This is a genomic window from Melaminivora sp. (genome assembly GCF_032059615.1).
Classification (GTDB): Bacteria; Pseudomonadota; Gammaproteobacteria; order Burkholderiales; family Burkholderiaceae_C; genus Melaminivora.
In genome coordinates this window covers 1-20,293 of record NZ_DAMCAM010000050.1, presented here as the reverse complement: position 1 = coordinate 20,293, position 20,293 = coordinate 1, and the positions used below count along the sequence as shown (strand labels likewise).

General features: G+C 70.2%; 17 protein-coding genes and 1 pseudogene. 11 read left to right on the top strand and 7 right to left on the bottom strand.

Annotation, left to right across the window (positions count from 1 at the left end; all coding sequences use genetic code 11):
- The coding region (locus RT051_RS11260; RefSeq protein ID WP_313076615.1) for a pseudouridine synthase at positions 1–734 on the top strand (734 nt) is incomplete at its 5' end.
- Between the two features lie 15 nt (positions 735–749).
- Here the strand turns inward: RT051_RS11260 and RT051_RS11255 are convergent.
- Positions 750–1,304, bottom strand: a complete 555-nt coding sequence (locus RT051_RS11255; protein ID WP_313076613.1) for a DUF2946 family protein — start codon at positions 1,302–1,304, stop codon at positions 750–752.
- Between the two features lie 226 nt (positions 1,305–1,530).
- Here RT051_RS11255 and RT051_RS11250 point away from each other — a divergent pair, with 226 nt between their 5' ends.
- On the top strand, positions 1,531–2,403 hold the full coding sequence (locus tag RT051_RS11250; protein ID WP_313076610.1) for a pirin family protein: 873 nt from the start codon (positions 1,531–1,533) through the stop codon (positions 2,401–2,403).
- A 97-nt stretch (positions 2,404–2,500) separates the two neighbouring features.
- Positions 2,501–3,394 (top strand): pirin family protein, encoded by an 894-nt coding sequence (locus RT051_RS11245; protein ID WP_313076617.1) that lies wholly within the window; start codon positions 2,501–2,503, stop codon positions 3,392–3,394.
- Between the two features lie 30 nt (positions 3,395–3,424).
- Here RT051_RS11245 and RT051_RS11240 read toward each other — a convergent pair whose 3' ends face one another.
- Positions 3,425–4,729, bottom strand: a complete 1,305-nt coding sequence (locus RT051_RS11240; RefSeq protein WP_313076607.1) for an amidase — start codon at positions 4,727–4,729, stop codon at positions 3,425–3,427.
- Positions 4,730–4,971: 242 nt separating this feature from the next.
- On the opposite strand from RT051_RS11240, the gene htpG reads away from it, so the two are divergent.
- Complete coding sequence (gene htpG / locus RT051_RS11235; RefSeq protein ID WP_313076603.1) at positions 4,972–6,939, top strand: molecular chaperone HtpG; 1,968 nt, start codon at positions 4,972–4,974, stop codon at positions 6,937–6,939.
- Between the two features lie 189 nt (positions 6,940–7,128).
- Here htpG and RT051_RS11230 read toward each other — a convergent pair whose 3' ends face one another.
- The 4 genes from RT051_RS11230 to RT051_RS11215 all read right to left on the bottom strand — a co-directional run bounded on the left by RT051_RS11230 (position 7,129) and on the right by RT051_RS11215 (position 11,624).
- Positions 7,129–8,205 (bottom strand): serine/threonine protein kinase, encoded by a 1,077-nt coding sequence (locus RT051_RS11230; RefSeq protein WP_313076600.1) that lies wholly within the window; start codon positions 8,203–8,205, stop codon positions 7,129–7,131.
- Entirely contained in the window at positions 8,180–9,667 is a 1,488-nt protein-coding gene (locus RT051_RS11225) for a bifunctional serine/threonine-protein kinase/universal stress protein (RefSeq protein ID WP_313076598.1), read from the bottom strand. The genes RT051_RS11230 and RT051_RS11225 overlap by 26 nt, the downstream gene beginning before the upstream one ends.
- A 155-nt stretch (positions 9,668–9,822) precedes the next feature.
- Positions 9,823–10,581, bottom strand: a complete 759-nt coding sequence (locus RT051_RS11220; RefSeq protein WP_313076595.1) for a metallophosphoesterase family protein — start codon at positions 10,579–10,581, stop codon at positions 9,823–9,825.
- Positions 10,582–10,775: 194 nt separating this feature from the next.
- On the bottom strand, positions 10,776–11,624 hold the full coding sequence (locus tag RT051_RS11215) for a 3-hydroxybutyryl-CoA dehydrogenase (RefSeq protein WP_313076592.1): 849 nt from the start codon (positions 11,622–11,624) through the stop codon (positions 10,776–10,778).
- A 111-nt stretch (positions 11,625–11,735) separates the two neighbouring features.
- Between RT051_RS11215 and RT051_RS11210 the strand changes: the two genes are divergently transcribed.
- The 7 genes from RT051_RS11210 to cynS all read left to right on the top strand — a co-directional run bounded on the left by RT051_RS11210 (position 11,736) and on the right by cynS (position 20,002).
- Positions 11,736–13,334 (top strand): GMC family oxidoreductase N-terminal domain-containing protein, encoded by a 1,599-nt coding sequence (locus tag RT051_RS11210; protein WP_313076588.1) that lies wholly within the window; start codon positions 11,736–11,738, stop codon positions 13,332–13,334.
- A gap of 274 nt (positions 13,335–13,608) precedes the next feature.
- Positions 13,609–15,417 carry an alpha/beta fold hydrolase gene (locus RT051_RS11205; RefSeq protein WP_313076584.1) on the top strand — a complete coding sequence of 603 codons (1,809 nt, stop codon included), beginning with the start codon at positions 13,609–13,611 and terminating at the stop codon, positions 15,415–15,417.
- Positions 15,407–15,805, top strand: coding sequence for a hypothetical protein (locus RT051_RS11200; RefSeq protein WP_313076581.1), 399 nt, complete (start codon positions 15,407–15,409; stop codon positions 15,803–15,805). The genes RT051_RS11205 and RT051_RS11200 overlap by 11 nt, the downstream gene beginning before the upstream one ends.
- Before the next feature lie 73 nt (positions 15,806–15,878).
- Positions 15,879–16,652 carry an enoyl-ACP reductase FabI gene (fabI, locus tag RT051_RS11195; RefSeq protein ID WP_313076578.1) on the top strand — a complete coding sequence of 258 codons (774 nt, stop codon included), beginning with the start codon at positions 15,879–15,881 and terminating at the stop codon, positions 16,650–16,652.
- Between the two features lie 52 nt (positions 16,653–16,704).
- Positions 16,705–18,150 (top strand): bifunctional enoyl-CoA hydratase/phosphate acetyltransferase, encoded by a 1,446-nt coding sequence (locus RT051_RS11190; protein WP_313076576.1) that lies wholly within the window; start codon positions 16,705–16,707, stop codon positions 18,148–18,150.
- A 21-nt stretch (positions 18,151–18,171) separates the two neighbouring features.
- Entirely contained in the window at positions 18,172–19,389 is a 1,218-nt protein-coding gene (locus RT051_RS11185; protein WP_313076574.1) for an acetate/propionate family kinase, read from the top strand.
- A gap of 169 nt (positions 19,390–19,558) precedes the next feature.
- The gene (cynS, locus tag RT051_RS11180; RefSeq protein WP_313076571.1) at positions 19,559–20,002 is read left to right on the top strand and encodes a cyanase; all 444 of its coding nucleotides are present in this window, start codon (positions 19,559–19,561) and stop codon (positions 20,000–20,002) included.
- 43 nt (positions 20,003–20,045) lie between these two features.
- On the opposite strand, the pseudogene RT051_RS11175 reads toward cynS, so the two are convergent.
- Positions 20,046–20,293: pseudogene (locus RT051_RS11175) on the bottom strand (AMP nucleosidase); the annotation flags it as partial.

Sequence of the window (20,293 nt, the reverse complement as noted above, 5' to 3'; positions counted from 1 at the left end):
AGCGCATGGCCGAGCTGGGCCTGTGCTCGCGCCGCGAGGCCGACGAGTGGATCGCGCGCGGCTGGGTGCGCGTGGATGGCCGCGTGGCCGAGATGGGCCAGCAGGTCGGCCCGCAATCGCGCATCGACGTGGACCGCGCCGCCCAGGGCCACCAGCGCGAGCAGGTAACCATCGTGCTGCACAAGCCCATGGGCTACGTTAGCGGCCAGGCGGAGGACGGCCACACGCCGGCCGTGGCGCTGATCAGCCCGCGCACGCACTGGGCGGGCGACGCCAGCCGCACGCGCTTTTCGCCGGCGCAGTTGCGTGGCCTGGCGCCCTGCGGGCGGCTGGACATCGATTCGGTGGGCCTGCTCGTGCTGACGCAGGACGGGCGCGTGGCGCGCCAGCTGATCGGCGATCAGTCCACCATCGACAAGGAATACCTGGTGCGCGTGCAGTACGGCGACGTGGTGCAGGACGTGCGCGCGGCGTTTCCGGCCGACAAGCTCGCCCTGCTGCGCCATGGCCTGGCCCTGGACGGGCAGCCCCTGAAACCCGCCCAGGTCGAGTGGCAGAACACCGAGCAGCTGCGCTTCGTGCTCATCGAGGGCAAGAAGCGCCAGATCCGCCGCATGTGCGAGCAGGTGGGCCTGAAGGTGGTGGGCCTGAAGCGCATCCGCATCGGCCGCGTGCAGCTGGGGCAGCTGCCGGTGGGGCAGTGGCGCTATCTGGCGCCGGGCGAACGGTTCTGACCCGCCGGCAGGCGCTCAGGCCGGGTCGCGCGCCCCGGCGGCGCGCTGCTGCGGGCTGGTGACGAAGCCGAAGCGCCCGGGCATCGCTGCGGCCGCGATCGTCCCGGGCACCCAGCCCCCCTCCTCGACGGCCTGCGCCACCAGGCCCATGTCCTGGCTGTGCACCAGGCCCAAGCCCAGCTCGGTCAGCAGATAGGCCCGGCCCTCTTCGTCGAGCCACAGTTCGAGCGGCTGCGCGCTGCGGCCGGTGTGCGCGAGCACGCGGCCGTCGTCATGCAGGCGCCACACCCAGGGCGTGGCTTCCAGTTCGACAAAGGCGCGCTGCGGCCCGTTCTGGAAGAACCACTGCCCGTGCGCGTCAACGTCGTAGTTGCGCCCGATGAAGGCAACCAGGCCATCGTGCTCCAGCAGGCTGCCGCGGGCACCGGGCACGCCGCTGGTGAATGCCCCCCGCGCCTGCGCAATCTCATCGCGCAGCCACCACCGCCCGCGCGCGTCCAGCCCCAGCCAGCCGCTGCAGTGCGGGACATTCGGCCATCTGGCCATGGCCTGTCTGACAAGGTCGTCCATGGGGCGTGATCTTTCGGGTGGGGGTTGGGGCAGCCGCTGCGGGGCCATCATACGAAGCCCGGTGCCGCTGTCGTCTTTCCGGACGGGGTATTGCGCCTCCAGCGTCACGTGGCTGGCGAATTGTCCTGTTGACAGGACACAGAGTCGGAAAATTGCCGTATTCCCATGTCGTCGTCCCGTCCTTATCTTCATGGTTGACGGATTTTTTGCTTTCAGGAGAAGGACGATGGGCAAGAGGGTTCTGGGCCGTTTCGGCAACGAGCGCGGCCACTGGGTGGGCGACGGGTTTCCGGTGCGCTCGCTGTTTTCCTACCACGACATGGGTTCGCGCATCAGCCCGTTCCTGCTGCTGGACTATGCCGGCCCGCACACCTTCGAGCCGACCCGCGCGCGGCGCGGCGTGGGCCAGCACCCGCACCGGGGCTTCGAGACGGTCACACTCGTCTATGACGGCGAGGTCGAGCACCGCGACAGCGCCGGCCACGGCGGCGTGATCGGCCCGGGCGACGTGCAGTGGATGACGGCCGCCGGCGGCATCGTGCACGAGGAATACCATTCGCCGGCCTTTGCCGCAGCGGGCGGGCCGTTTCGCATGATCCAGCTGTGGGTCAACCTGCCGGCCCGGGACAAGGGCGCACCGGCGGGCTACCAGGGCATCGCGTCCGCGGACATTCCGGTGGTCGATCTGCCGGGCGGCGCCGGCACGGTGCGGGTCATCGCGGGCGAGCATCGCGGCACGCGCGGCCCGGCCAGGACGTTCACCCCCGTCAACGTCTGGGACCTGAGCCTGCAGGCCGATGCCGACCTGACGCTGGCCCTGCCCGAAGGGCACACCAGCATGGTCGTCGTGCTGACCGGCCATGTGACCGTGGGCGGCACGCAGGGCGCGGGCGAGGCGGAGATGGTGCTGCTCAGCCGCGATGGCGGCGACGTGGCGATCCGCGCCGACGGCGCGTCCAGGCTGCTGGTGCTGACCGGTGAGCCCATCGACGAGCCCATCGTCGGCTATGGCCCCTTCGTGATGAACAGCCAGGCCGAGATCCGCCAGGCCATCGAGGACTTCAACAGCGGTCGCTTCACGCACCCGGCCGCAGCCTGACGAGGGGGCCAAGCGCCTCCGCCTGACGCGGGCCGGGGGCGGTCCGCGTCAAGATGCGTGACCGACACTGGACAGCACGGGGAGAGACGACATGGGCATGGTGGATATGGTGATCGAGCAGCGCCGGCGCAGCCTAGGCGGCGGCTTCGAGGTCGGGCGCGTGCTGCCCTTTGCCAGGCGGCGCATGGTCGGGCCGTTCATCTTTTTCGACCACATGGGGCCGCTCGAGCTGGCCGCCGGCGTGGACCGCAGCGTGGACGTGCGCCCGCACCCGCATATCGGCCTGTCCACCGTGACCTATCTGTTCGCCGGCGAGATGATGCACCGCGACAGCATCGGCTACCAGCAGGCCATCCGCCCGCGCGAAGTCAACTGGATGACCGCCGGCAGCGGCGTGACGCACAGCGAGCGCTTCGAGCGCGCCCGCGCCGTGGGCGACCACCTGCACGGCATCCAGGCCTGGGTGGCGCTGCCCAAGGAGTTCGAGGAAGCCGAACCATCGTTTTCGCACCACGAGGGCAGCGATCTGCCGCACTGGAGCGAGGGCGGCGTGCAAGGCCGCCTGATCGCCGGCAGCGCCTATGGCCTCGCGGCGGGGGCGGCTACGCATTCGCCGCTGTTCTATGCGCACCTGGACCTGCAGGCCGGCGCCACGGCCGAGATCCCGGGTGGCCACGCCGAGCGCGCGCTGTATGTGGCCACTGGCGCGGTCGAGGTCGGCGGCCAGCGCTACGGCGCCGGGCGCATGCTGGTGCTGGGCGCCGACGCCTGCAGGCTGCGTGCGCTCGAGCCGGCCAGCGTCATGGTGCTGGGCGGCGAGCCGGTCGGTGAGCGCTTCATCTACTGGAACTTCGTCTCCTCATCCAAGGAGCGGCTGGCCCAGGCCGCCGCCGACTGGGAGGCCGGCCGCATGAAGCTGCCCGACGCCGACGACCAGGAATTCATCCCCCTGCCCGACGGGCCCCGGCCGAGCGCGCCGGCCATGTCCTGAACCGGCCGCGGCGGCCGGGGCGCTCCGTCCTCAGCCCAGCCGTTCGATGGCTGCGCCCAGCGCCAGCAACTCGCGGTCGCGCCCGCGCGGTGCGACCAGCATCAGGCCAAACGGCAGTCCTGCAGCGCGCCCCGCCGGCAGCGACAGCGCCGGCAGGTCGTAGAAATTGAAGACCGACGGGTTGCGCAGCACCAGCGCGTTGGCGCGCATGAAGGCGGCGTCATCCGCCTCGAGCGCGTCGATGCGCGGGGGCACGATGGGCACGGTGGGCAGGGCCAGCAGGTCCACGTTCAGCAGCTCGGCGTCGAACCCGCGCTGCAGCCGGGCGCGCTCCTGCAACACGCCGACATAGTGCGGCGCCGGAACGCTGCGGCCGGGCTGGATGCGCGCCAGCACGCGCGGGTCGAGCTGCCCGGGCGCGCGCTCGAGCAGCTCGCGGTGGATGTGCGCGGCCTCGGCGGACGCCAGCGAGCCGCCCTGCTGCACCCGCGCCGGGGCCATCAGCCAGTCGTCGAGCTGCAGGTCCTGCACGCGCGCGCCGGCCTGCGCCAGCCGTGCCAGCGCCTGCTCGAAGGCGGCCAGCACGGCATCCTCCGCATCCGACAGCAGCCAGCCGCGCGGCACGCCCACGCGCAGGCCGGCGACCTGGCGCTCAGGCAGCGGCTGCCAGACGCTGCCCGAAAGCACGGCGTCAGCGCGCGCGCAGTCCAGGGCGCTGGCGGCCAGCGGGCCTATGGTGTCCAGTGTGTACGACAGCGGCAGGGCGCCGTCCCTGGGCACGCGCGCCTGCGTCGGCTTGAAGCCGGCAATGCCGGCCAGCGCGGCCGGGATGCGGATGGAGCCGCCCGTATCCGTGCCAATGGCGATTTCGGCCATGCCGCGCACCACGCTCACCCCCGCGCCGCTCGACGAGCCGCCCGGGATGCGCGCCGCATCGTGCGCATTGCCGGGCGTGCCCCAGTGCGGATTGATGCCAATGCCCGAGAAGGCGAACTCGGTCATGTTGGTCTTGCCGATGAGCACGCAGCCCGCCGCGCGCAGGCGCTGCACCACGGCGGCGTCCTGCCGGGCAGGCGGGGCATCTTTCAGGACGGCGGAGCCTGCCGTGGTGGCCTCGCCCGCGACATCGAACAAATCCTTGATCGAGACGATGCGGCCATCGAGCGGCCCCAGGCTGATGCCCTGCGCCGCGCGCTCGTCGGCAGCGCGCGCCGCAGCGAGGGCCGATGCGGCATGGACGCGGGTGAAAATCCGCCGGCCTTCGTCGCCGGCGGCCTCGATGGCGGCCAGGGCGCGCTCGGTGCGTTCAGTGCAGTTGCTGTGGGGTGTCGTCATGCGGCAGAGTGTGCCGCACGTGCCCGCCCCTTGAAGCCACCCGGTGCGCCCCCACATGGCTTCGCTGTACGCCGGGCGCTGGTCTTTTCTCCCTCTCCCGCATGCGGGAGAGGGTTGGGGTGAGGGTGATGGGTGCGGACACTGCGCCTGGAACCGCCCCCTCACCCCAGCCCTCTCCACCGCGGGGGAGAGGGAGCGCAGACGCCTCTTTTGCCGTTTTTCTTCTCACCAACGACGCACGTATGAGCCAAACCAAACAACAGCACTCCTTCCAGGCCGAAGTCGCCCAACTGCTGCACCTGGTCACGCACTCGCTCTACTCCAACAAGGAGATCTTTCTGCGCGAGCTGATCTCCAACGCCTCCGACGCCTGCGACAAGCTGCGCTTCGAGGCGCTGAACCAGCCCGGCCTGTACGAGGACCAGCCGAATCTGGAAGTGCGCGTGTCCTTCGACAAGGCCGCGCGCACCCTCACCATTGCCGACAACGGCATCGGCATGAGCCAGCAAGAGGCCATCGAGCATTTGGGCACCATTGCCAAGAGCGGCACCAAGGACTTCATGAGCCGCCTGTCCGGCGACCAGAAGGCCAGCGCCACCGAGCAGGGCCAGCTGATCGGCCAGTTTGGCGTGGGCTTCTATTCGGGCTTCATCGTCGCCGACCGCATCACGGTGGAGAGTCGCCGCGCCGGCCTGCCGACTGCCGAGGGCGTGCGCTGGATGAGCGCCGGCGCCGGCGACTTCGAAGTCGAGCAGATCGAGCGCGGCCAGCGCGGCACCAGCGTCATCCTGCATCTGCGGGAGGACGCCGACGAGTTCCTGAACGCCTGGAAGCTCAAGCAGGTCATCGCCAAGTATTCCGACCACATCAGCCTGCCCATCCTGATGGAAAAGGAGGAATGGAAGGAGTCGGACAAGGAAGGCGAACCTGGCGAGATGGTCAAGACCGGCGAGTGGGAGACCGTGAACAAGGCCAGCGCCCTGTGGACGCGCCCGAAAAAAGACATCACCGACGAGCAGTACCAGGACTTCTACAAGACGATTTCCCACGACCACGAGAACCCGCTGGCCTGGAGCCACAACCGGGTCGAGGGCAACACCGAGTACACGCAGCTCTTGTACATCCCGGCCAAGGCCCCGCTGGACCTGTGGAACCGCGACAAGGCCGCCGGCGTGAAGCTGTACGTCAAGCGCGTCTTCATCATGGACGACGCGGAAAGCCTGATGCCCAGCTACCTGCGCTTCGTCCGCGGCGTGATCGATTCGAGCGACCTGCCGCTCAACGTCAGCCGCGAGCTGCTGCAGGAGTCGCGCGACGTGCGCCTGATCCGGGACGGCTCGGTCAAGCGCGTGCTGTCCATGCTGGAAGACCTGGCGCGCCACGACAGGCACGAAGCTGGCGATGCCGATGCCGAGGTGCAGGACGTGGTCAGCGACGAGGACAAGGCCAAGGAGGGCAAGTACAGCCAGTTCTGGGCCGAGTTCGGCGCGGTGCTCAAGGAGGGCCTGGGCAAGGACTTCGCCAACCGCGAGCGCATCGCCAAGCTCTTGCGCTTTGCCTCCACCACGAGCGATGCCGTGAGCGTCAGCCTGGCCCAATACAAGGCGCGCATGAAGGACGGGCAGGAGGCGATCTACTACATCACCGCCGATACCCTGGCCGCCGCCAAGAACAGCCCGCAGCTGGAAATCTTCAAGAAAAAGGGCATCGAGGTGCTGCTCATGACCGACCGGGTCGATGAGTGGGCACTGGGCTACCTGCACGACTTCGACGGCACGCCGCTGCAGTCGGTCGCCAAGGGCGCGGTGGACCTGGGCACGCTGCAGGACGAGGAGGAAAAGAAGGCCGCCGAGGAGGCCGCCGAGTCCTTCAAACCCATGCTGGCCAAGCTGAAAGAGGCCCTGAAAGACAAGGCCGAGGACGTGCGCGCCACCACGCGCCTGGTCGACTCGCCCGCGTGTCTGGTCGTGCAGGAGCACGGCATGAGCACGCAGCTGGCGCGCCTGCTCAAACAAGCCGGCCAGAGCGCACCCGAGTCCAAGCCGGTGCTGGAGGTCAACCCCGAGCATCCGCTGGTCAAGAAACTCGACGGCAGCGTGCACTTTCACGACCTGGCGCACATCCTGTTCGACCAGGCCCTGCTGGCCGAGGGCGGTCTGCCGGAAGACCCGGCCGCCTATGTGCGGCGGGTGAATGCGCTGCTGGCCTGATCGAGCGGTCCGCAAGCGCCCCTTCCGCTCCCTCCCCCTGCAAGGGGAGGGTTGGGATCGCTCTCGCTCCCTCCCCCTCTGGGGGAGGGCTGGGGTGGGGACCAGCGGCAGCCGCGCCGGCACGCCGTGTGCCAGAACCCGCCGGCCCCCATCCCCGCCTTCCCCCAGAGGGGGAAGGAGCGAGTGGCTTCACACCTGCAGCGGCTCTTCTCCCATCGCCTCGATCTGCCCGCGCAGCACGCCCACCTGCCCGCGCCAGTAGTCACTGGTGCCAAACCAGGGAAAGTTGATCGCAAAGATCGGATCGCCCGCGGCAAAGCGCCGCGCCAGCCAGGCGCTGTAGTGGATCAGCCGCAGCGTGCGCAGCGGCTCGATCAGGCGCAGCTCGCGCCGATCGAACTCGCGCAGCTGTTCATAGCCATCGAGCAGCGCCGACAGCTGCTGCGTGCGCTGGCGCCGGTCGCCCGACAGCAGCATCCACAGGTCCTGCACTGCCGGGCCCATGCGTGCATCGTCCAGATCGACGAAGTGCGGCCCGCCACCTGCGGGCGCGTCCGCCGGCGTCCACAGGATGTTGCCTGGGTGACAGTCGCCGTGCAGCCGCAGCAGGGTCGCGGATTGCAAGGAAAATCCGCCCTCAGCCCTTGACGGGTAATGGTCTTCAGCTATCAATTTCAGCGCCTCGTCGCAGGCCTCGCGCCAGGCGGGCGCGTGCTCGGGGGCGATGGCGTCGTGCGCCAGCAGCCAGTCGCGCGGCTCGTGGCCGAAGCTGCGTGCATCCAGCGCCGGCCGGTGCGCGAATGGCCGCGCCGCGCCCACGTTGTGCAGCCGCGCCACGAAGCGGCCGATCCATTCCAGCGTCTCGAAATCGTCCAGCTCCGGCTGGCGCCCGCCGCGCCAGGGACTGACGGAGAATTGAAAACCCGCATGTTCATGCACGCTGCTGCCCGCCAGCTCCAGAGGCGCCACCACCGGCACTTCGGCGCGCGCGAGCTCCAGGGCGAAGGCGTGCTCCTCCAGGATCTGCGCGGCACTCCAGCGCCCGGGGCGGTAGAACTTGGCCACCACCCGGCTGCCGTCTTCGAGCACCACCTGATAGACGCGGTTCTCGTACGACGAGAGCGCCAGCAGCCGGCCATCGCCATGCAGGCCGACGCTGGCCAGGGCATCAAGCACCACGTCGGGGGTGAGAAGGGCGTAGGGGTGGGAGGAGGAGGGGGAGGGCGTGGCGGCCGGGCCGTCAGTCGGAGGCAAGGGCGGAGTCATGCACGGCATTGTCGCCATGCACGCCGCTGCCCAGCACATCGAACGGCAGCTGCTGCTTGACCAGGATGACCGTGCACGGCGCGTCGCGCGCCACGCGGATGGGCACCGTGTCCACGAAGCGCTGCAGCTGCAGCCCGTGCGTGGCCGCGCCCAGGATCAGGAGGCCCACGCGGTTGCCCTCGGCGTAGCGCAGAAGGGCTTGCGCCACGTCGCCCGACTCCAGCACGTGGTAGCTCACGCTGTGGCCGGCCAGCGGCAGGGGCTGGGCCCATTGCTTGATGCGCGCCAGGTGCAGGCGGCGCAGGGCCGTCTCGCTGCGCTCGGTGTCCGAATTGCTGGCCGCCGACGGCGAGATCACGGTGACGCAGGCCAGCCGCGCGCCGGGGCGTATGCCCAGCGAGCGGGCCACGGCTTCCCGCAGCGAATACAGCGTCGCGTCGCTCACGTCCTCGTGCGGCACGGCCACCATGACGATGGGTGCCTGCTCGATCTGGTCGTGCGGCAGGGGGCTGGGCTCATAGTGCATGCCGGCCGCGCGAATCCAGCGCTTGAGGTGCTGGCGCAGGCCGGGCCCACGCGTGCGCCGGCCGCGCTCGGTGATGGCCACCTGCTCGGGGTTGGCCAGGTCGAAGGCCAAGTGCGCGGCCGACGGATAGCGCTCGGCCGCCACCGGCTCCAGGCAGCGCAGGATGACCTCCTGCAGCCACTCGGGCAGATCGGGGCGGTGCTCGCGCGGCGGCGCGGGCGTCATCCACAGGCGCTGGCGCATGCCGCCGCTGGTGGCCGGCGCGCCAAAGGGCAGCTCGCCCGTGGCCATCTCGTAGAGCATGACGCCGATGGCGAAGATGTCGCTGCGCAAGTCGCCGCGCACGCCCACCACCTGCTCGGGCGCGATCCAGGCGGGCGAGCCGACGGCCTTCCTGAGTTCCTCGGCCAGCAGGTCGGGGTAGTGCGCGTGGCAGGACAGGCCGAAGTCCAGCAGCACGGCGCTGCCGTCCCCGCGCAGCAGCACGTTGGCGGGCTTCAAGTCCAGGTGGCAGACGTCCTGCTCGTGCAGGCTGTGCGCGGCGATCGCCAGGGCCGCGCCGATGCGCGCGATCGCCTCGGGCGAGCGCGCCGCGTGGTCGCGTGCCGGGTGCTCGTCCAGCCAGTGCTGCAGCGTGCGGCCTTCCACATACTCCATGACCAGGTAGGGCAGGCGCAGCAGGTCGCCGGCGGCGACGAAGTGCGGCACGTGCGAGCCCGAGAGCGTGGGCAGGATGGTCAGCTCGACCTCGAAGCTGACGATGTTCTCTGCCCCGTCGCGCACCGTCATGCGCGGGATCTTCATGGCCATCGGAAAGCCCGGATCGCGCGCGCTGTGGGCATACCCCACGTGGTAGATGTGGGCCATGCCGCCCGAGTGGATGCACTCGTGCACGATGAAGCCGTCGATTTCGGTGCCGGGGGCGAGCAGTTTCATGGCGGGGTAGGGCCGGTCGTTGGGGCGGCAGCCAGCATAGATGCGTCTGGTTACACCAAGCTTGCCCGTGCGCACATCCCGGGGCAGCCCGGCCCCGGCAGGCCCTGGCGGGCAGGCCCTGGACCGATGGCGGTGCCTCTGGCGCGGCCGGGCCCTCAGCGCCCTTTCTCCAGCCGCTCCGCAAAGAAGGCCGGCAGGCCCGAGGCGCGCACGGCCGCGGCCGCTGCCAGGTGGTCGTAGGGCACGCGGTGGAAGGTGAGGGTGGCGGCCTGGGCATCGAACAGCGCGTACATGGCGCGTGCGTCGCCGTCGCGCGGCTGGCCGCACGAGCCCGCCAGGGCCAGCCACTGGCGGTGTGGCGGCACCGGCACGGGCACGCCGGGCTTGGGCGAAAAACGCATCAGCTTGGCGGTGGGCGTGAGGAAGTACAGCGCCTGCTCGTGCACGTGGCCGCTGAAGACATAGCGGATAGCCGGGTCGAGCTGCGTGGCCGCGGCCATGCTGCGCTCGGCGGCGGCGCCGTCGGTCACGTAGTGCCAGCGCTCGGGCGCGTCGGCGCTGGCGTGCACCAACAGCGCGTCCGGGCCGGCGCGCGCCGTGAGCGGCAGGCTGGCGAGAAAGGCCCGTTGCGGCTCGGTCAGGCGGGGTGCGGTCCACTGCGCGCTCTGCTCGCCCAGGTTGCTGGCGGTGGCGGGCGGGTTCAGGCTGACCTCGTCGTGGTTGCCGCGCACGGCCAGCGCGCCCTCGGCCACCAAGGCCATGGCGCGTTCGAGCACCGGGCCTGGGTCGGCGCCATAGCCCACCAGGTCGCCCAGCAGCGCGAACTGCCCGGCGCCCTGCGCGCGGGCGTGGGCCAGGCAGGCGTCGAAGGCGGGCAGGTTGGCGTGGATGTCGGACAGCAGGGCGAGCTTCATGGGGAAAACCGGGGTTCGGGGCGGCGCAAGGGGCGCATCATGGCAGCGCAAGCTGAGCCCTGCCTTGCACCCGGGCCTAGGGAAAACGCGCATCCGGGCGCACGAAAAAAGGGACGCGGCTGCGTCCCTTTTCATAGTGTTTTTACCTTCATCCCCTTGCTGGGCAAGGTGATGCAGCTATTCTTTTGAGGCGATCAATAGCTGTACACACCGCGGCCGGTCTTGCGGCCCAGGCGGCCGGCGGCCACGTATTCCTTGAGCAGCGGGCAGGGGCGGTACTTGCTGTCGCCGAACTCGGTCAGGTACACCTCCATCACGGCCAGGCACACGTCCAGGCCGATCATGTCGGCCAGGGCCAGCGGGCCGATGGGCTGGTTGCACCCCAGCTTCATGCCGGCGTCGATGTCCTCGGGCGTGGCCAAGCCCTCGGCCAGCACGAAGAAGGCCTCGTTGATCATGGGCACCAGGATGCGGTTGACGACGAAGCCCGGCGCGTTCTTGACCGTGATGGGCGTCTTGCCCAGGCGCTCGGCCAGCTCCTTGACCGCGTCGTGCGTGGCGTCGGAGGTCTGCAGGCCGCGGATCAGCTCCACCAGCGCCATCATCGGCACGGGGTTGAAGAAGTGCATGCCGATGAACTTGTCGGCGCGCGAGGTGGCGGCGGCCAGCTTGGTGATGGAAATCGAGGAGGTGTTGGAGGCGACGATGACCTCGGGGCCAACCAGCGCGTCGATCTGCTTCAAGATCTTGAGCTTGAGCTCGTAGTTCTCGGTGGCGGCCTCGATCACGATCTGCGCACCCTTCAGGTCGTCGTAGCTGGTCGAGCCCTTGATGCGCGCCAGCGCCGCGTCCCGGCCCTCGGCGGTGATCTTGTCCTTCTTGAGCAGGCGCTCCAGGCTGCCCGACACCGTGGCGATGCCCTTTTGCACGGCGGCGTCGGAGATGTCCACCATCACCACGTCGATGCCGGCCACCGCGCAGGCCTGCGCGATGCCGTTGCCCATGGTGCCGGCGCCGATGATGCCCACGGTCGAAATCGTCATATAAAGAATCCTTTGCACAAGTAAAACGACAGGCGGCGCAGCGCCGCGAACCACCCGCGATCGTATCGGCAATCGCCGAGCGGGCCGGCAACCGGGGAGACAGGGGCAGGCATGTACGACTACATCGTGATTGGCGGGGGCTCGGCCGGCTGCGTGCTGGCGGGGCGCCTGAGCGAAGACCCGCGAGTGCGCGTGTGCCTGCTGGAGGCGGGCGGGCCCGACACCAGTGCCCTCATCCACTGCCCCGGCGGCTTGGCCGCGATGGCGGCCACCGGCGCGCACAACTGGCGCATCAGCACCACGCCGCAGGCGGGGCTGGGCGGGCGCCGGGGTTACCAGCCGCGTGGCAAGGTGCTGGGCGGCTCCAGCTCGGTCAACGCCATGATCTATGCCCGCGGCTTGCCCAGCGACTACGAGCACTGGCGCGCCCAGGGCAACGCCGGCTGGGGCTGGCAGGACGTGCTGCCCTACTTCCTGCGCGCCGAGCACAACGAGCGCGGCGCCGACCCCTGGCACGCCACGGGCGGGCCCTTGAACGTGGCCGACCTGCGCTCGCCGCACCGCATCAGCCGCGACTTCGTCGAGGCCGGCGTGCAGGCCGGCCACACGCACAACCGCGACTTCAACGGCGAGCGCCTCGAAGGCGTGGGGCTGTACCAGGTCACGCACCGCCGGGGCGAGCGCCACAGCGTGGCCAAGGCCTACCTCACCCCACACCTGTCGCGGCCCAACCTGCACGTGGTGACCGGGGCGCACGCCACGCGCATCGTCTTTGCCGAGGACCGGCGCGCCGTCGGCGTCGAATACCTGCAGGGCGGCCAGCGCCACGTGGCGCGCGCCGCGCGCGAGGTGCTGCTGAGCGCCGGGGCGCTGCTGTCGCCGCAGTTGCTGCTGCTGTCGGGCGTGGGGCCGGGCGAGGAGCTGCAGCGCCTGGGCATCGCCGTGGTGCACGACCTGCCCGGCGTGGGCGAGCAGCTGCACGACCATCCGGATGTGGTGCTGGTGCTGGATGCGCCCAGGCTGGCCGAGTCGTTCGGCCTGTCGCTGGGCGGGGGCTGGCGGCTGCTCAAGGCACTGCACGAATGGCGCAGCCACCGCACCGGGCCGCTGACCACCAACTTCGCCGAGGCGGGGGGCTTTCTCAGGAGCAGCCCCGAGCTGCCCGAGCCCGACCTGCAGCTGCACTTCGTGGTCGGCAAGCTGGTCAACCACGGACGCACGAGCAGCTGGGGCCATGGCTACTCATGCCACGTCTGCCTGCTGCAGCCGGCAAGCCGCGGCAGCGTGCGCCTGGCCAGCGCCGACCCGCTGGCGCCGCCGCTGGTGGACCCGGCCTTCCTGGCCGAGGAGGAGGACCTGGCGCGCCTGGTGCGCGGCGTGCACCTGACGCGCCGCGTGCTGGAGCAGCCGCCCCTGGCACGCCACGGCGCGCGCGAGCTGCCCGGCAGCGCGCAGGCGCGCAGCGACACCGAGGTGGCGCAGTTCATCCGCCAGCACGCCGACACCATCTACCACCCGGTGGGCTCGTGCCGCATGGGCCCGGGCGCGCGCGACGTGGTCGATGACCAGCTGCGCGTGCACGGCACCCGGGGCCTGCGCGTGGTGGACGCGTCCGTCATGCCCCGCATCGTCAGCGGCAACACCAACGCGCCCACGGTCATGATTGCCGAGCGCGCGGTGGACCTGATCCGCCAGGCGGCGCTGGCCTGAATCGGGATGAAAAAGCCGTTTCACGGCGCCGGGCAAAGAGAGTGTGCTATCAAAAATTCATTAGCCCGTGCCCGGCCGGGGCCGGCGCGCCCTGGCCGGGTGCGGCGCGGCAGCGGCGCGTGCGGGCATGCCTGGGCCGGCGTCCCGGATGCGCGGCATGCGCTCCGGTGGGCCGCGATGGAACCGGTCAACATTGACTCTGGTCAAGAGTGACCCCGCGGGAGCCGGGCAGAATCTCCCTCGGTTGTATCCATTTGTCGCCTAACCTCTGCCCATGAATCACTCCTCCGAGCTCACTTCTCCCCGTGACGCCCAGCGCCAGGCAGCGCGGGTGCTCGATGCCTCCGTGCACGGCCAGATGGCGCGCGCCTTCAGTGGCCTGTCGCCCGTGGCCCTGGCCCTGGCCCACGCCGACTGGGCCCTGCACCTGCTGGCCTCGCCCGGCCGCCAGAGCGTGCTGGCGCAGCGGGCGGCGGAGCTGTCGCTGCAGGCCTGGCGCAACCTGGGCGCCCCGGCCGCGGGCGACGCCCCTGCCGACAAGGACGCGCGCTTTGCCGACGCCGGCTGGAGCCAGTGGCCCTTCAACGCCATGAAGGAAGGCTACAAGGCGATGGACGCCTGGTGGCGCGAGGCCGCGCAGCAGGAGGATGGCGTGTCGCGCCACCACCAGCACATGGTCAACTTCTTCACGGGCCAGGCGCTCGATGCGCTGTCGCCGTCCAACTGGCTGGCCACCAACCCCGAGGCGCTGCGCGCCGCGCGCGAGACCCAGGGCCGCTCGCTGCAGGAAGGCCTGCAGCTGTATTTGCAGGACATGCGCGAGCAGCTCGGCGCGCACCCGGGCACCCCGGGCGAGCAGCTCGAGCCGCTGGAATACGCGGTGGGCGAGCGGGTGGCGGCCACGCCCGGCAAGGTGGTGTTCCGCAACCACCTGATCGAGCTGATCCGCTACAGCCCGAGCACCGCCAAGGTGCACCCGGAGCCGGTGCTCATCGTGCCCTCGTGCATCATGAAGTACTACATCCTGGACCTGTCGCCGCACAACTCCATGGTCAAGTACCTGGTGGACCAGGGCCACACGGTGTTCATCGTCTCCTGGCGCAACCCCGATGCCGAGGACCGCGACCTGAAGATGCAGGACTACCTGAGCACCGGCGTGCTGGCCGCCATGGCCGCGGCCAAGGCGAGCAGCGGCGCCGAGCGCCTGCACACCGTGGGCTACTGCCTGGGCGGCACCTTCCTGGCGATCGCCGCCGCCGCCCTGGGCCGCATCGCGCGGCGCAAAAAGGGCCAGCGCACGGCCAAGGAGGAGGCACTGATCCCGGCCGACATGCCGGAACTCGCCTCGGTCATCCTGCTGGCGGCGCAGACGGACTTCTCCGAGCCGGGCGAGCTGGGCGTGTTCATCGACGAGGCGCAGCTGGCCACGCTGCGCCAGGCCATGAACGAGCGCGGCTACCTGTCGGGCAAGCAGATGGGCGGCTCGTTCCAGTTCCTCGCCTCGCGCAGCCTGGTGTGGTCGCGCAACACGCGCCGCTACCTGCTGGGCGAGGACGACGCCAGCTTCGACCTGATGAGCTGGAACGCCGACACCACGCGCCTGCCCGCGCGCATGCATTCCGAATACCTCACGGCGCTGTTCCTGAACAACGCGCTGGCCTCGGGCCAGTACCGCTTTGCCGGCTCCACCGTGGCGCTGATGGACATCAACGTGCCCATGATGGTCGTGGCCACCACGCGTGACCACGTCTCGCCCTGGAAGTCGGTCTACAAGATCCACCTGCAGACCGACACGCACGTGACCTTCGTGTTGGCCGAGGGCGGACACAACGCCGGCATCGTCAGCGAGCCCGGCCGGCCGCGGCGCAGCTACCAGGTGGCCAGCGTCGAGGACAACACCGGCTGGATCGACCCCGACGAGTGGAAGGCCCAGACCCCGGTGCTGCCCGGCTCGTGGTGGGAGGCCATGCACGCCTGGATCAGCGAGCGCTCGGGCAAGCCCGTGCCGGCCAAGCCCATCCCCGCCGCGCAGGCCCTGTGCGACGCCCCTGGCACCTACGTGATGACGCGCTATGCCGACTGAAGTCGCCGCCCCCAGGAACGACGCCATCGCCCTGCGGCTGGACCGCATGGTCACGCACATGGAGGCGGTGGGCGCGCGCATCGCCTTTCTCGGCCGGGCGCTGGACCTGCCGCTGCGCACGTCGGCCGACATCCAGGCGGCGCTGGAGTGCGACGCCGACTGCCAGAAGCAGCGCCAGAGCCGCCAGGGGCGCATGCGCGAGGAGCTGCGCGGCCTGCTGGTCATACGCTACAGCGTGGTGCAACGCATGGCGCGCAGCGACCAGGTGGGCGCGCCCGCGGCGCGCGACATCCTGCTCACCGCCACCGACCGGCTGCTGGTCAAGGGCTTTGGCGCGGAGGCGCCGGGCCTGAACCTGCGCCCGCTGTTCGACGGCATCGACGCCTGACGTTCCCTCCTTCTTTCACCCCGGGCGGCAGCCCGGGCGTTCCGCTTCGTTCGTTTTCTTTCTTTCTTCTTCCATGACCTCTTCCCTGTTCAGCCTGGCCGGCAAAAAAGGCCTGATCCTCGGCATCGCCAACGACAGCAGCATCGCCTTCGGCTGCGCGCGCCTGGCGCGCCAGCTGGGCGCCGAGGTGGTGGCCTCGTGCCTGAACGAAAAAGCGCGCCGCTTCGTCGAGCCGCACACCGCGCCGCTGGGCATCGACCTGGTGCACTGCGACGTCGAGGCCGAGGGCCAGCTGCAGGCCACGGTGCAGCACGCCGTGGACAAGTTCGGCCAGCTCGACTTCGTCATCCACTCCATCGCCTGGGCGCCCCTGCAGGACCTGCACGGCGACGTGGTGGACAGCTCGCGCGAGGGCTTTGGCCGCGCCATGAGCATCTCCTGCCACAGCTTTGCCGAGCTGGCGCGTCTGTGCGTGCCGCACATGCCGCAAGGCGGCAGCATGCTGTCCATGACCTACCTGGGCTCGGGCGAGGCCGTGCCCAACTACGGCCTGATGGGGCCGGTGAAGGCGGCGCTCGAATCCATGGTGCGCTACATGGCCATGGAGCTGGGCCCGAAGAACATCCGCGTGCACGCCGTCTCGCCCGGCCCGATCCTGACGCGCGCCGGCTCGGGCATCGCCAACTTCGACACCCTGATGGCCACGGCCCAGGCCAAAGCGCCGCTGCAGCGCCTGGTCACGCTCGACGAGATCGCCCAGCTCAGCGCCTTCCTGTGCATGGAAGCGGCCAGCGGCATGACCGGCCAGACCATCTACGTGGACGGCGGTGTCCACGCCATGGACTGAGCGGCCCGCGCGAGCCGGCCCCCACCCCACCCCAGACAACCCGAGCCCCGACATGAACACCCCTGCCGAACACGACCACGACAGCCCCCTGTGGATGGAAAACGTCACCTACGACGAGCTGAGCGTGGGCCAGAGCGCGCGCCTGCTGCGCACCGTGACGCTGGCCGACATCCAGGCCTTTGCCGCCGTCTCGGGCGACATCAACCCGGCGCACCTGAACCCGGAATACGCCGACGCCACCATGTTCAACGGCGTCATCGCCCACGGCATGCTGGGCGCGGCGCTGATCTCGGCGCTGTTCGGCACGCAGTTCCCCGGCCCGGGCACCATCTACCTGGGCCAGGAGCTGCGGTTCACCAAGCCCGTGCGCATCGGCGACACGCTCACGGTGCTGGCCACGGTGAGCGAGAAGAATGACGAGAAAAAGCGCGTCAAGATGGACTGCCTGGTGACCAACCAGCACGGCGAGACCGTGCTCAAGGGCGTGGCCAACCTGATGCCGCCCACGCAGAAGGTGCGCGTGCAGCGCATCAGCGCGCCGCAGATCCAGCTGTTCGACCCCGAGGCGCGCTTCAACGCGCTGCTGGACCGGGTGCAGGGCCTGCCCATCATGCGCTGCGCCGTGGTGCACCCGGTGGACGCCGGCTCGCTGTCGGGCGCCATGGACGCGGCCAACCACGGCCTGATCCAGCCGGTGCTGATCGGCCCCGAGGGCCGCATCCGCCGCGTGGCCGAGGAGGCCGGCATCAACCTGCAGGGCGCGGCCATCATCTCGGTCGAGCACAGCCACGCCGCCGCCGAGATGGCCGCCGACCTGGCCGCGCGCCGAGAGGTGGACATGCTCATGAAGGGCAGCCTGCACACCGACGAGCTGCTGAAAGCCGTGCTGGGCCAGCCGCTGCTGCGCACCGGGCGGCGCCTGTCGCACATCTTCCGCTTCGACGTGCCGCTGTACGCCAAGCCGCTCATCATCACCGACGCGGCCATCAACATCCGCCCGACGCTGCCCGAGAAGGCCGACATCATCCAGAACGCCATCGAGTTCGCGCAAATCATGGGCATCGAACAGCCCAAGGTGGCCATCCTGTCGGCGGTGGAGACGGTGACTGCCAGCATCCCCTCGACGCTGGACGCCGCCGCCCTGTGCAAGATGGCCGACCGCGGCCAGATCCAGGGCGGCCTGCTGGACGGCCCGCTGGCCTTCGACAACGCCATTTCGATGGACGCGGTGCGCATCAAGGGCATCGCCTCGGAAGTGGCGGGGCAGGCCGACATCCTGGCCGCGCCCGACCTGGAGAGCGGCAACATGATCGCCAAGCAGCTCGAATACCTGGCCGGCGCCAGCGGCTCGGGCCTGGTGCTGGGCGCGCGCGTGCCGATCGCCCTGACCAGCCGCGCCGACGGCCCCATGGTGCGCGTGGCCTCGGCCGTGCTGGCCGTGCTGGCGGCGCACCACGAGCGCAAGAAGCAGGCCGACAACGCCTGGAAGCACGGCTGACCCCCCGAGGAGTACCCACCCATGGCCATTCTTGCCGTCAACGCCGGCTCGTCTTCGCTCAAGTTCTCGCTGCACCCGCTCGAAGGCGGGCAGGTGCGGCCGCACGTCCTGTCGGGCAACATCCAGGGCCTGGAGCCCGGCGGCACGCCCGAGATGGGCTGGCAGCACCAGGGGCGCAAACACCAGCGCACCCTGAGCGTGCCGGCCGGCGGCGAGGCCTTCGCCACAGCGCTGGACGCTCTGCGCGCCCTGGTGCAGTGCCTGGCCGACGCGCCGGCCTTCACCTGCGTGGCGCACCGCGTGGTGCACGGCGGCGGCGAGTTCACGCACAGCGTGCAGGTCGACGACGCGGTGCTGGCGCGCCTGGCGCGCTTCAACTCGCTCGCGCCGCTGCACCAGCCGCACAACCTGGAGGGCATCCGGCGCTTTCGCGCGGCCTTCCCCGAGCTGCCGCAGGTCGCCTGCTTCGACACCGCCTTCCACGCCCACATGCCCGAGGTGGACTACGCGTTCGCCCTGCCGCGCGAGGTGACCGGTCAGGGCGTGCGCCGCTACGGCTTTCACGGCCTGTCCTACCAGTACATCATGGGCGTGCTGCAGGAGCAGACCATCCGCGGCAACGGCCGCGTGGTCATGGCGCACCTGGGCAACGGCGCCAGCCTGTGCGCCGCGCAGGGCGGCACGAGCGTGGCCACCACCATGGGCTTTTCCGCGCTCGACGGCCTGATGATGGGCACGCGCAGCGGCTCGCTGGACGCGGGCGTGCTGCTGTACCTGCTGGAGCAGGGCTGGACGCACGACCGCATCGAAAAACTGCTCTACAAGCAGTCGGGCCTGCTGGGCGTGTCGGGCATCTCGGCCGACATGCGCCGCCTGCGCGCCGAGGCCGCCGCCGGCAGCCCGGACGCGCAGCGCGCCATCGCCCAGTTCACGCACCGCGTGGTGCGTGAGACCGGCGCGCTCACCGCCTGCCTGCAGGGCCTGGACTTGCTGGCCTTCAGCGGCGGCATCGGCGAGAACGACGCCCAGCTGCGCGAGGACGTCTGCCAGCGCCTGGCCTGGACGGGCCTGCGCCTGGACTGCGGGCGCAACCGCGCGGCCGGGCAGGACGCCTGCGCCATCCACGCGCCCGACAGCCGCATCGAGGTCTGGGTCGTGCCCACCGACGAGGGTCGCGTGGCCGCGCGCGAGGCGGCGGCGCTGCTGTGCCCGGCACCAGCACACGCGCTGGCGTCCTGATCCATATTTGATAAAAACCGGCGTAAACCCAATGCTGGCGGGCACATGCAGCTATCAAATTCTTATTTGACGGGGGCGGACCTGGGCGCCACCGCCGGCGGGCACGGCAGGCCGGCCCTGCCTCCCCTTGCAACCCTTTTGTATCCCCTCGTGGGAAGGAGTGACCGCGATGAACCGCATGGACGTGACCGAAAAAATCATCAGCACCAAGGTGGCCCGGGGCCTGCGCTGGGCCGACGTGGCGCAGCAGCTGGGGCGCTCCAAGGAATGGACCACCGCGCTGTGCCTGGGCCAGATGACGGCCAGCGCGCAGCAGGCGCAGGTGCTGGGCGAGATATTCGACCTGACCGAGGACGAGCAGCGCTGGCTGCAGGTCGTGCCCTCCAAGGGCTCGCTGCCCACGGCCGTGCCCACCGACCCGCTGGTCTACCGCTGGTACGAGGTGGTCAGCGTCTACGGCTCGACCCTCAAGGAGCTGATTCACGAGGAGTTCGGTGACGGCATCATGAGCGCCATCGATTTCTCCATGGACATCCAGCGCGAGGCCGACCCGAAGGGCGACCGCGTGCGCGTGGTGCTCTCGGGCAAGTTCCTGCCCTACAAGGACTACTGACCTGCAAGCCCGGCGGGACAGATTCCCGCCGGCGTACGGTCGGCTACTGGAACGCCACTTCAGCAAAGCTGCGCAGCTTGCGGCTGTGCAGACGGTGCGTGCCACCGGCGCGCAGCAGGTCGATGGCGCGCATGCCGATCAAGAGGTGCTGCTGCACCCGTTCGCGGTAGAAATGATTGGCCATGCCGGGCAGCTTGATCTCGCCGTGCAGCGGCTTGTCGGAGACGCACAGGAGAGTGCCGTAGGGCACGCGGAAGCGAAAACCGTTGGCGGCGATGGTTGCGCTTTCCA